Source organism: Polynucleobacter sp. AM-25C3 (genome assembly GCF_018882335.1).
GTDB lineage: Bacteria > Pseudomonadota > Gammaproteobacteria > Burkholderiales > Burkholderiaceae > Polynucleobacter.
Window position 1 is genome coordinate 41,517 of the sequence record NZ_JACVOS010000015.1, and the last position, 10,882, is coordinate 52,398.

The following is a 10,882-nucleotide window of genomic DNA, read 5'->3' on the forward strand; positions in this document are numbered from 1 at the left end:
AAGATTAGAAAAGAAGGAGTTCAAGTTGGAAGAAATTAGCGCTCTATTCGGCGGCTTTGCCGTTGCAATGACACCCTTTAACTTGTTGTTAATGCTGGTTGGTGTCACTCTTGGCATAATCATTGGTGTGTTGCCGGGCCTAGGCGGTGCTAACGGAATTGCGATTCTGTTGCCATTGACCTTCACGATGCCACCAACTTCTGCAATCATCATGCTCTCCTGTATCTACTGGGGTGCATTGTTTGGCGGTGCGATTACATCCGTGCTCTTTAATATTCCTGGTGAGCCGTGGTCTGTTGCGACAACCTTTGATGGTTACCCAATGGCTCGTAACGGTAAAGCGGGTGAGGCATTGACTGCGGCATTCACATCTTCATTTGTTGGTGCGTTCTTTGCGATTGTGATGATCACCTTCTTGGCTCCATTAGTCGCTAAGTTTGCCTTGCAATTTGGACCCCCCGAGTTTTTCTCGGTGTATTTGCTAACCTTCTGTAGTTTTGTGGGTATGAATAAGGGGTCACCATTCAAAACAATCTCCGCCATGATGCTGGGCTTCGCTTTAGCTACCGTTGGTATGGATACCGTAACTGGTCAATTGCGTTTGACATTTGGCAATCATGAATTGATGCGCGGCTTTGACTTCTTGATTGCCGTTATCGGTTTGTTCGGTATTGGCGAGATTCTTCTTTCAATGGAAGAGGGCTTGGCATTCCACGGTGCCGCTGCGAAGATTCGTCGCCAAGTGGTGTTGGAGACTTGGGCTAAGTTACCTAAGTACTGGGCTACCTCATTGCGTAGTTGCTTAATTGGTTGCTGGATGGGTATCACGCCAGGCGGCGCAACCCCAGCTTCTTTTATGGCTTACGGTGTTGCTAAGCGGGTTTCTAAGAATGGCGAGAACTTCGGTAAGGGCGAAATGGAAGGTATTATTGCTCCAGAAACAGCGGCTCATGCTGCTGGTACCGCTGCCTTATTGCCTATGTTGTCCTTAGGAATTCCAGGATCACCAACGGCTGCTGTGTTGCTAGGTGGGTTGTTGATCTGGGGTTTACAGCCAGGCCCATTACTCTTCGTTGAGAAACCAGACTTTGTTTGGGGCTTGATCGCTAGTATGTATCTAGGTAACTTGGCTGGCTTGTTCGTTGTATTGACTTGCGTCCCCTTGTTTGCCTCCATTTTGAGAATTCCATTCTCAATCATCGCTCCAGTCATTATTGTGATTTGTGCGGTAGGTGCATATACAGTCCATAACGCTACCTTTGACGTTTGGTTGATGATGGGCTTTGGTGTGGTTGGATACGTCTTTAAGAAACTCGACTACCCAATGGCCCCGATGGTCTTAGCTCTAGTCTTGGGCGATCGAGCGGAAGATTCTTTCCGTCAGTCGATGCTGATGTCTCAAGGTAGCGTAGATGTCTTTTTCTCTAACTACTTAGTAGCTGGCATTACTACTCTGGCTTTAGTGTTGCTCTTCTGGCCTTTAGTTGGAAAGTTGATTGGCAAGAAGAAGGTGGCTGCTGCATAGCGTTAAAAGCTGATATTTGGCGGTAGAAGGGGGCGTAAGCCCCCTTTTTCTATTGCCGTCCAAGGAATCCGATAAAATCCCTAAATCATGAATTTCCGCAAAAATCGCCTCATTCACTGGATTGCTGCTCTAGCAATCGCAATGAGTGCGCTTGCGCCAGCAGTTTCTCAAGCGGTATCGCTTGCTAAGCATGGCCAAGGTTTTGCAATGGAAATTTGCGCAGCAGATGGTACTAAATCTCTGATGAATGTTCAGGATGATGAGCGGACCGATCTCGCGGATTCCATGCAGCCTTGTCCATACTGCGTAACTCATGACGAGCTTACTATCGCATTCAATACCAATTTAAGTATTCAATCCCCTCAGGGATTTGCATTATTTCCTAAGCTTTTTTATCAGTCCCCCAAACCACTCGCTGTTTGGTTTGCTCCACCTTCTACAGCACCTCCTACACAAGCCTAGTTCATTCATTAGGGCATAGCCTAGCTATGCAATATGGCGACAACAAGTTGCCGTGATCTTGTGTGGAGAAGTACATGTTTTTATCTGAAAAAGTTTCATTACGCCTAAAGCGAGTCTATATCGGCATTGCCATGGGCATAGCGATTTGGCTCTTGTATGCCAGCTATCTCATTCTTTCAAACGCAATCAATACCCATACCCCCTTAGGTAGCGCAGAGCTTGTGCTCACGCCAATTGCGCCCATTCAGAAATAAATCAAATTAATTAGCCATTAAAAATATTGGAGTAAATATGAACGTATTAAAAGTAACGCCGATAGCCTTAGTTGCATCTTTGATGCTCACTAATGCATACGGTCAAACCGCCCCTAATCTAGATACCCTTACTGTGACGGGTATTCAGGAGGCGCCACTCACTCAAACAACACTTGTGGGTAAAGAGCTTAATCAGTCGCGTGTAAATACCCCCAATACTGCAGCTATGCTCCTGAATATCCCCGGTGTAAGCATGTATACCGGTGGAGGTGTTTCTGGATTGCCATCAATACATGGTTTAGCGGACGACCGCGTGGCAGTCAAAGTTGACGGCTTAGATTTAATCTCATCTTGCCCAAATCACATGAACTCACCACTCTCCTATATCAGCCCATCCAATGTTGGTAGTATCAAAGTGATCACCGGCCTCTCGCCAGTGAGTGCTGGTGGCGATAGCTTGGGTGGCGTGGTATCAGTGCAATCACTTCCCCCAGTCTTTGCCAAAAAAGGTGAGACACTTACCCAAGGTGAGGTTGGTGCATCGTATAGCAGCAATGCATCTGCTATTGGTGGAAATTTGAATGTCACGGCAGCAGGCGATGAGTTCAGTGCCAATTACACGGTTGATTCTGTAAAGGCGGGAAATTACACAGCTGGTGGTAATTTCAAGCCAGCTGGGAACGGTATTTCCCCAAGCACAGTCGGTGCCACTAAATACATTGCTACCAATCAGCAACTTTCATTAGCTTGGCAAAAAGACAACCACTTAGTTGAATTTAAGGCTGGCTATCAATTTATTCCATTCGAAGGTTATGCAAACCAACGTATGGATATGACGAAGAATATTGGTTCTCAATTTAATCTGAAATATACCGGTCAATATGATTGGGGGAAATTAGAGGTCCAAGCCTATAACCAGATGGTTAACCACCAGATGGATGACAACGTAGGAGCAAGAACATCTGGAGCTATGCCGATGTTGACATCCAGCTCTACTAATGGAGCCATCATCAAAGGCACTTTACCCATTTCCGAAACTCAGCTAGCTAGAGTGGGAACGGAGTGGCAGGGGTATAAGTTGAATGACTGGTGGCCACCAACATCATCGGCCCCAAATGGAATGATGAGTCCCAACACTTTCCAGAATATCAGCAACGGCACGCGTGAGCGGCTTGCATTGTTTGGTGAACTAGAGCAGCAGTGGTCTAAAGAGTGGATGAGTCTAGGTGGCATTCGGGTAGAACAGGTTGGATCCAATGCTGGGGATGTTCAGGGATACAGCAATGCTAATCGCACTCCAGGAACCATGATGATGCCCATGGGTATGCCTACAAACTATTTGCGTGACTCTAACGCATTTAATGCTCAGCAACACAAGCAAACTGATTACAACTGGGACTTAACTGCACTTTCTCGATACAAGCCAGATAACAATCAAAACTATGAAGCTGGTTATTCACGTAAGACAAGATCCCCCAATCTTTATGAGCGTTACTCTTGGTCTACTTCACCCATGTCTGCAATTATGAATAACTTTGTTGGTGATGGTAACGGTTACGTTGGAAGTGTTACTCTTGCGCCAGAAGTGGCTAATACCGTGAGTTTAGCTACTGACTGGCACGATGCCAATAAGGAATTCTGGGGAATAAAGGCTAACCCTTATTACACCTATGTCAGTAACTACATTGACGCGATTTGCAATACCTCATCATCTTCAGCACCATGTAAAGCAAATCAATTCAATGTACTGAAGTACGCAAATCAAGACGCCCAGCTATATGGCCTAGATTTATCAGGCAATGTGATGTTGGGTAAGTTGCAGCAATTAGGTAGCTTCCAAATGACTGGTTTAGCCTCGTATACCCGCGGGCAAAACGTAACCGCTGGAACCAATCTTTACAACATCATGCCGCTAAACGGTACGGTTGGTTTGGTGCAGTATCTTGGCGCTAATTGGACCAATACCATTCAAGGACAGTTTGTGACTTCTAAGACAAATGTGAATTCCGTTAGAAATGAAATTGCCACTGGTGGATATTCATTATTCAATCTTCGTTCTTCATATGATGATAAAAAATATCGCGTGAACTTTGGTATTGAGAACTTGCTGAATAAACTCTATGCATTGCCACAAGGTGGCGCTTATTTAGGGCAAGGTAACACGATGTCCATGAATGGCGTAGCTTGGGGTACGGGAGTTGCTGGCATGGGTAGAACTTTCTATGTCTCAGCCAACATGAAGTTTTAAGCAGTTAATTACCTAAGATAAAAGACGAGGGAAGCGATGATTTCTAGAATACTCAGAATATTGACTGTGCTAGCAGTCATTGCTTTACCTTTATCCGCTCTAGCTGCGAAAGAGCCAATCTACATTAATCTTGCCGCCAATGATCCAGTCAAGGTTTCAATGGCTTTGGATGCGGGTCGGCAATATTCTGAAAAAGGCTATCCAATTGTTATTTATCTCAATGACAAAGCAGTCCTTCTGGGGGTTCAAGTTAAATCAGGAGATGTTTCTAAAGAGCAAGAGGCGATCAGGCAAGCGATTGCAACTGGTGCAATGGTGATTATTTGCCCAAGCTGTTTAGAAGATTACGGGTTTACCCGAAACAATTTAGTGCAAGGTGTGATGGTCGGAGCGGAACATTGAAATACTCGATAGAATTATCCAATTATGAATTTCCGCAAACATCACCTCATTCACTGGATTGCTGCTCTAGCAATTGCAATGAGTGCGCTTGCGCCAGCAGTTTCTCAAGCGGTCTCGCTTGCTAAGCATGGCCAAGGTTTTGCGATGGAGATTTGCTCTGCCGATGGAAATAAGCTGCAGATTAATATTCAAAATGAAGATCAGGCTGGTCGCGCAGAAGTGCAACCTTGTCCATATTGCATCGCTCATACGGCTATCACGCCTGCATTTAATACCAATCTCACATTCCAGGCACCGCAAACTCTTGCTTTGCTGCCACAGCTTTTCTATCAATCACCCAAGCCACTCGCTGTTTGGGTTACGCCTCCTTCAGCAGCACCCCCTACACAAGCCTAAATCTTTTTAGGGCATAGCCTAGCTATGTAGTTGGTGACAGAAACATCAGTTGCCGTAATGTTGTGTGGAGTAGTCATGTTTTCAATTCAAATGAATCGGCCTTCTTTAAGGCGGATCTCGCTATTTATTCTTACAGCCATTTTCCTGGTTGCTAATGCCGTTGCACATTCTCAGACTGAGGCGGAGTCTCGGGAAAAGATCAAGGTGCTGATTTCGAAGACATTTGATCAGCCCAATCTGAAGGTGCAAACCACCCCGATTGTGATTGAAGGAAAAGTTGCTATTGCCGATTGGACTCAAGGTCAAAAGGGTGGTCGGGCACTTCTACGCAGAAAGCATTCCGATTGGGAAATCATTGCCTGCGGTGGTCCTGGATTCAAGGACTCTGGCGCTATAGCGGCGACCGGTATCTCCAAAGAGATCGCCAACAACATCACAGTAAAACTCAAGACCGAAGAGGCAAAACTCTCCCCGCAGAAGATTAAACAACTGGATTCATTTGATGGTGTTGTGACTATGGGTCACGGTACGCAGCATGGATCTGATTCAAAACACTAATTTGAGATAAAAAATGAATCTATATAAAACTAAGTTGGCAATCGCCGCTTCACTATTAGTAGCCGGCAATGTGTATGCACAAAGCGTGCCCCATGTGATTGTCACCGCAAAGCCAGATATTGCCGAAGTTGAAATTGACAAGTTCTCCAGTACCTCTGCTGTGATTACTGATGAAACGATTCGAGATTTACATGCAGCCGATTTAGCGTCTGCATTGCGCAATACACCAGGAACTCAGATTTCTCGCTATAACCCTGTAGGCTCGTATGGTGGCGCAGAGGGTGGTTCTGTATTCATTCGCGGTATGGGCTTAAGCCGTCCAGGAAGTGAAATTAAGACTTATATCGATAACGTACCAATGTATATGCCTATTTGGAACCACGCTTTGCTGGATTTATTGCCTGTGAATGGCATGAAAGACATCACCATTTACAAGAGCGCGCAGCCTCAAGTGACTGGTAATAACTTTGCATCGATCAATATGAATACCAAAACCGCGGGACCCAGGAATGGTATTTCTGGTAATGCGCGGGTTTCTTATGGCTCTTATAACACGGTCATTGAGCAGGTTGATATGGCCGGCAGGCACAATGATATTGACTTTAATCTTGCCCAAGGATACTCAAAGTCAAATGGTCAGAGAGCAAATGCAAGTGGCCAGTTGAGCAACATCATGGGTGGGCTTGGGTTTAAATTGGATCAAAACTGGTCTGCTGGTGTAAGTGGTATGGCGATTAACAATACAGCTACTGATCCTGGAAACAATACCCTTCCAGCTCCAGCAGTAGCGCCAACCTATGATTCTTCAGCTCAAATGGTGACTGCATTTGTAAAGCATCGTTACGATTTAGTGGAGGGTGAGTTCCGCTTCTACAGCAATACAGGCAAGGGAAATATTAATAACGACAATGGTGATGGTGGATGGGGTACTGAAAATAATCCATTTACTATGCAAGGGTTCCGTTGGAAAGAAAATATCACCCCATGGACTGGCGGCACTCTAGTGGCTGGATTGGATTACGACACCACTTACGGGAGTGTTACACAGACTAGTCCTGCAGCAGGAATGGTAATAAGCCCATATCTTCCCCCTCCTGTGATACCCCCTACGGTTAAAACAAATTTACCAACATTTAAATTGACGTCCCCTTATGTTGGGTTAAGTCATAACTTTAGGCTGGGCGATGCGTGGTCATTACAACCATCAGCAGGTGTTAGAACCTATCAAAGTAATTACTATGCGGCTAAATCTGCACCTTACGGCGGCTTATCGCTAATTTCTGACGCTGTAACCTTATTTGCAAATGCCTCCAAAGGAATAAATTATCCCGGGCTAGAGGGGCCAGCTATGAATGGCGCAGCTGCGGTATGGTCGAAAAGATTTAGCACCACTCAAAATAATTCTTGGGCAAATTTATCGCCAGAAGAAATGAACCATTTAGAGGTAGGCGGAAAGTTTTATCCGGATAAGAAATCCAGAGTTGACTTAAGCTTATTCCAGGACTCTATTTCGAATCGGTACACTTTTACGGAAGCGGATGGCGGAATCATCAATTGGACCACCGTTGGTCAATACACCACCAAAGGTGTTGAGCTTTCTGGCCAACGCGAAATCATTCCTGAGTTAACTGGTTTCTTGGGTTGGACTTATCTTAATAACAATAGCGTGGCTAATCTTCCGTACATGCCACAGAATGCATTTAATGCCGCAATTACTGGATACGTATACAAGTTCCGCGTATCTGTAGATGCACAATATCAAACCTCCTTTTATGCCCAAAATTTGAGTCGTAATGCCACAGTTACAAATACGACTAGGGTGGATGGTTTTGGAGTGGCCAATGCTCGTGTCTCATATCCGATTCCAGAGTTGGGCAAGAAAGGCGAGGTATTTGTGATGGTTGAGAATATCTTTAACCAACAGTACAGCTATCGCCAGGGATACCCAATGCCAGGAACCTGGGGGTCAATTGGTTTGTCAGCAAGCTTTAACTAATCATTCATTTGGTTATGAATGTGAGAGATTGATTTAGGTCAAGTCACTCATTTGATTTATTGGGAAAATTAACAGTTGTATTTAAAAAGGAGTATCACCATGTTCTTGAAATCATTAAAGGCTGCAGTTATCGCCGTATTGGCAACATTGTCCATGTCAGCTATCGCAGGCGCCAATGACCCATTGTTTATTAATTTGACTACCGATGATGTTCATCGCTCAAACATGGCGATTACTTTTGGCAAGCATCACTCTGCCAATGGTCACCCTTTGAGTATTTTTTTGAATGACAAAGGTGTAATTCTTGGCGTTAAGGCTGGCTCAGAAAAATATGCTGCTCAGCAAAAAGAATTGACTGAAATCATCTCAAAAGGTGGTTTAGTAATTATTTGTCCATCTTGCTTAAAAAATGCAGGTTACACAGAAGCTGATTTAGTGCCTGGAATCAAGATTGGCAGCCCTAAGTTGACTGGTGATGCCCTGTTCAAAGATGGCACCAAGACGATGAGTTGGTAAGTTTTAGGCTATTCTTATTTATATGAATTTCTTTAAGCACCGTAAGCTCGTTCACTGGATAGCCATATTGGCTGTCTTGATGAGTGCGCTTGCGCCTGCTGTTTCACAAGCTTTATCTTTAGCCAATAATGGCCAAGGCTTTGTAGTCGAGATTTGTTCTACCAACGGTAGCAAAATGACTCAGGTCATTGGTGATGAGGATTCTTCTTCATCACCTGCCATGGGTGGTCACTGCCCTTACTGTGTAGTGCAGCCGGTTTACTTGCTGCCAATAATTAGTTCATTTGAATTTTCAGCTCCACAAAACTATGTAGCTCAATCACCAACCTCCTATCAAGCCCCGCGCACTTCATCTGCTTGGCTTAAGCTCCCCTCTAGAGCGCCGCCTACCCAGTCTTAAATCACTTTATTGGCATGGCTTTGTCATGTCGTTTGGCAAGAATTTTTGCCCCTGATTTAAGAATGAATTTGGAGGTATGGATGTACGCCATTATTGAGCGCCCTGAACATGGGGCCACAGCAAAACAGATTATTTCTAAAGTGTCACAAGAGATATTGCTTCCGAGTAATTTGCTCGAAGGGCATTATTGTGACAATCGCTTCCCTTCTCGCAAGCCCATAGATCGCTACTCCTGTATCGAACTGATTCGATATATTTGGATTAATCATTCCTCCAGAAGGGCTTTCTTGGTCAAACTCCCTAAAGACTTATCTTCGGATAATGCGTTGATTCAGGGCTTTGATGATCAGTATTTGGGCTATGTTCCAAAAAGAATTGGTAGGGGCTACTTAAAGGATCTGGCTATTCTGTATAAAAAAATTAATGACATAGAAAAATATAAGCGTCAGTTAGGGACTGGTATTTTTGCCTTAATGGGAACCGCCGGAATGAGTGTCTTTTCCAAAAGGGAGCTCACTAGCTTGCTCTCAGAGCAGGCTAAATCCTTAAGGCCTGTCTACGTCATGATTGATGAGAGGTTGGACGACCTTAAATCTGAGTTGGCTGGTAAGAAAGACATCTTCGTGCGCGGCAGGGAGAATAGTTATTACGACAGGCTCGCAGCATGAGTAAATGGCTAACTAAACTCCCGGGCTATCAAGTCTATGAGCCAGGGCTGGAGCGTAAGGTTTTGTATGAGCTTCCTCAATTTACGGTGCTTGGTAGCCTTGCAATTGCTCTCCCTAGTCTTTTAGCTAGATTCTTCCTGTCGCCCAAAGCGCAGCGAATCATCGATATTTTGGTGATTGGCACAGAAATCTTCTTTTTGGGGATGGTTTTGACTCTAGGCATTGCCGCCTTGATTGTGACGCTGGCAAAGGGGCCGGCTTATGTTGCAGACGCATACCCGCTAATAGATTCTGACAGACCGAAAAAATAGCATTTTTTTAGATAGTAAGTTAGGATAAAGTTTAGAAATGCGGACTTGGTTGATGAAAAGAAATTGCTCTTTTTCCCCGAAGCAGGTGGGGGTTTTCTATTTATCAATCGTCTGTTTCTCGCTACTGGTGGCAACATACTTTTTGTTGATTGGCGTGTGGATGGTGATCATCTTCACGTCCATTGAGATCCTTGCATTAACGTTTGCTTTATATATTTATTCTCGCCATGCTTTAGATTACGAGAAGATTACGATCGTAGGGAAGCAATTATTGTTTGAAAGAAGTTGGGGCGGCAAGGTTCAGTCCCATGAATTTAATACGATCTGGACGAAGCTAGTGCGCAGTGAGTCCACTGGTCGAGATTTGGTTTTAAAGACTTCCGCTCAAGAAGTGCCGATCGGATTTTTTATCGGCGCAAATGAGCAGGCACAATTTGAAAAAGAGCTCGAGAGATATCTCGGGATTTGAGGTTAACTAGGAGGATGTACTAATGAAAAGCAATACTCTATTAAAAGCATTATTGGTTTCTGTAGTGGGTTTTGGTTTGAGCGGTTTAGCCCAAGCACAAAACGCTAAAGTGGGTAGCGTACAAATCGAAAATGCCTACACCCGCGCTACCGTGCCGGGTCAAATGGCTGCTGGCGGTTTTATGAAGATTGAAAACAAAGGCGCTGCCGATCAACTCATTTCTGCTAGCTCTCCGGTGGCCGGTGAAGTGCAGTTGCATGAAATGGCGATGGATGGCAATGTTATGAAAATGCGTCAAGTAAAAGATATCGCTGTGCCAGCAGGTGGCTCTGTTGAATTAAAACCTGGTGGTTTGCATTTGATGTTCATGAACATCAAGGCGCCATTGGCTGCTGGTGAAACTGTTCCAGTCAAACTCAAGTTTTCTAAAGCAGGTGAAGTTGAAGTGAAGATGCCTGTGAATGCCATGGGCAATCCTGGTGCTGGTCATGGTGGAGCCATGAAGCACTAAGCTTGTATTTTTCTTAGGTATTAAAAAAGCCCCTAGTTTTTATGAACTGACCCACAAAAGTTGGACACCAAATCCAACTCAAAGGGGTCAGCTTCATGAGCAAATACAGTACGCAGTTCAAGCTAAAAGTAGTTACTGAGTATTTAAAGTCTGGGGGCTACCTCAG

At 44.6% G+C, this 10,882-nt stretch carries 14 protein-coding genes; all 14 read left to right on the forward strand.

Annotation, left to right across the window (positions count from 1 at the left end):
• The first annotated feature begins 25 nt into the window (after nt 1-25).
• The 14 genes from ICN12_RS09775 to ICN12_RS09840 all read left to right on the forward strand — a co-directional run bounded on the left by ICN12_RS09775 (nt 26) and on the right by ICN12_RS09840 (nt 10,716).
• Nucleotides 26-1,525 carry a tripartite tricarboxylate transporter permease gene (locus tag ICN12_RS09775; RefSeq protein ID WP_216272317.1) on the forward strand — a complete coding sequence of 500 codons (1,500 nt, stop codon included), beginning with the start codon at nt 26-28 and terminating at the stop codon, nt 1,523-1,525.
• Nucleotides 1,526-1,612: 87 nt separating this feature from the next.
• Entirely contained in the window at nt 1,613-1,987 is a 375-nt protein-coding gene (locus ICN12_RS09780) for a DUF2946 domain-containing protein (RefSeq protein WP_216272318.1), read from the forward strand.
• Between the two features lie 74 nt (nt 1,988-2,061).
• Entirely contained in the window at nt 2,062-2,241 is a 180-nt protein-coding gene (locus ICN12_RS09785; protein WP_216272319.1) for a hypothetical protein, read from the forward strand.
• Between the two features lie 37 nt (nt 2,242-2,278).
• Complete coding sequence (locus tag ICN12_RS09790) at nt 2,279-4,489, forward strand: TonB-dependent receptor (protein ID WP_216272320.1); 2,211 nt, start codon at nt 2,279-2,281, stop codon at nt 4,487-4,489.
• Nucleotides 4,490-4,525: 36 nt separating this feature from the next.
• A complete protein-coding gene (locus ICN12_RS09795) occupies nt 4,526-4,891 on the forward strand; it encodes a DsrE family protein (protein ID WP_216272321.1) in 366 nt (121 codons plus the stop codon).
• 24 nt (nt 4,892-4,915) lie between these two features.
• Nucleotides 4,916-5,287 carry a DUF2946 family protein gene (locus ICN12_RS09800; RefSeq protein WP_216272322.1) on the forward strand — a complete coding sequence of 124 codons (372 nt, stop codon included), beginning with the start codon at nt 4,916-4,918 and terminating at the stop codon, nt 5,285-5,287.
• Between the two features lie 75 nt (nt 5,288-5,362).
• The gene (locus ICN12_RS09805) at nt 5,363-5,845 is read left to right on the forward strand and encodes a copper uptake system-associated protein (RefSeq protein WP_216272323.1); all 483 of its coding nucleotides are present in this window, start codon (nt 5,363-5,365) and stop codon (nt 5,843-5,845) included.
• A gap of 13 nt (nt 5,846-5,858) precedes the next feature.
• Nucleotides 5,859-7,841, forward strand: coding sequence for a TonB-dependent receptor (locus tag ICN12_RS09810; RefSeq protein WP_216272324.1), 1,983 nt, complete (start codon nt 5,859-5,861; stop codon nt 7,839-7,841).
• 99 nt (nt 7,842-7,940) lie between these two features.
• Nucleotides 7,941-8,357: a DsrE family protein gene (locus tag ICN12_RS09815; RefSeq protein WP_216272325.1), complete on the forward strand. Its 417-nt coding sequence runs from the start codon at nt 7,941-7,943 to the stop codon at nt 8,355-8,357.
• A 22-nt stretch (nt 8,358-8,379) separates the two neighbouring features.
• A complete protein-coding gene (locus ICN12_RS09820; RefSeq protein ID WP_216272326.1) occupies nt 8,380-8,757 on the forward strand; it encodes a DUF2946 domain-containing protein in 378 nt (125 codons plus the stop codon).
• 80 nt (nt 8,758-8,837) lie between these two features.
• Nucleotides 8,838-9,425 (forward strand): hypothetical protein, encoded by a 588-nt coding sequence (locus tag ICN12_RS09825; RefSeq protein WP_216272327.1) that lies wholly within the window; start codon nt 8,838-8,840, stop codon nt 9,423-9,425.
• Nucleotides 9,422-9,736 (forward strand): hypothetical protein, encoded by a 315-nt coding sequence (locus tag ICN12_RS09830; RefSeq protein WP_216272328.1) that lies wholly within the window; start codon nt 9,422-9,424, stop codon nt 9,734-9,736. The genes ICN12_RS09825 and ICN12_RS09830 overlap by 4 nt, the downstream gene beginning before the upstream one ends.
• Before the next feature lie 52 nt (nt 9,737-9,788).
• Nucleotides 9,789-10,205 carry a DUF2244 domain-containing protein gene (locus ICN12_RS09835; protein ID WP_255537790.1) on the forward strand — a complete coding sequence of 139 codons (417 nt, stop codon included), beginning with the start codon at nt 9,789-9,791 and terminating at the stop codon, nt 10,203-10,205.
• A 22-nt stretch (nt 10,206-10,227) separates the two neighbouring features.
• Nucleotides 10,228-10,716, forward strand: a complete 489-nt coding sequence (locus ICN12_RS09840) for a copper chaperone PCu(A)C (protein WP_216272330.1) — start codon at nt 10,228-10,230, stop codon at nt 10,714-10,716.
• Nucleotides 10,717-10,882: the final 166 nt, after the last annotated feature.

Coding starts and splice junctions, on each gene's coding strand:
- ICN12_RS09780 (WP_216272318.1), top strand. CDS start 1,613: ATGAATTTCCGCAAAAATCGCCTCATTCACTGGATTGCTGCTCTAGCA.
- ICN12_RS09785 (WP_216272319.1), top strand. CDS start 2,062: ATGTTTTTATCTGAAAAAGTTTCATTACGCCTAAAGCGAGTCTATATC.
- ICN12_RS09790 (WP_216272320.1), top strand. CDS start 2,279: ATGAACGTATTAAAAGTAACGCCGATAGCCTTAGTTGCATCTTTGATG.
- ICN12_RS09795 (WP_216272321.1), top strand. CDS start 4,526: ATGATTTCTAGAATACTCAGAATATTGACTGTGCTAGCAGTCATTGCT.
- ICN12_RS09800 (WP_216272322.1), top strand. CDS start 4,916: ATGAATTTCCGCAAACATCACCTCATTCACTGGATTGCTGCTCTAGCA.
- ICN12_RS09805 (WP_216272323.1), top strand. CDS start 5,363: ATGTTTTCAATTCAAATGAATCGGCCTTCTTTAAGGCGGATCTCGCTA.
- ICN12_RS09810 (WP_216272324.1), top strand. CDS start 5,859: ATGAATCTATATAAAACTAAGTTGGCAATCGCCGCTTCACTATTAGTA.
- ICN12_RS09815 (WP_216272325.1), top strand. CDS start 7,941: ATGTTCTTGAAATCATTAAAGGCTGCAGTTATCGCCGTATTGGCAACA.
- ICN12_RS09820 (WP_216272326.1), top strand. CDS start 8,380: ATGAATTTCTTTAAGCACCGTAAGCTCGTTCACTGGATAGCCATATTG.
- ICN12_RS09825 (WP_216272327.1), top strand. CDS start 8,838: ATGTACGCCATTATTGAGCGCCCTGAACATGGGGCCACAGCAAAACAG.
- ICN12_RS09830 (WP_216272328.1), top strand. CDS start 9,422: ATGAGTAAATGGCTAACTAAACTCCCGGGCTATCAAGTCTATGAGCCA.
- ICN12_RS09835 (WP_255537790.1), top strand. CDS start 9,789: ATGAAAAGAAATTGCTCTTTTTCCCCGAAGCAGGTGGGGGTTTTCTAT.
- ICN12_RS09840 (WP_216272330.1), top strand. CDS start 10,228: ATGAAAAGCAATACTCTATTAAAAGCATTATTGGTTTCTGTAGTGGGT.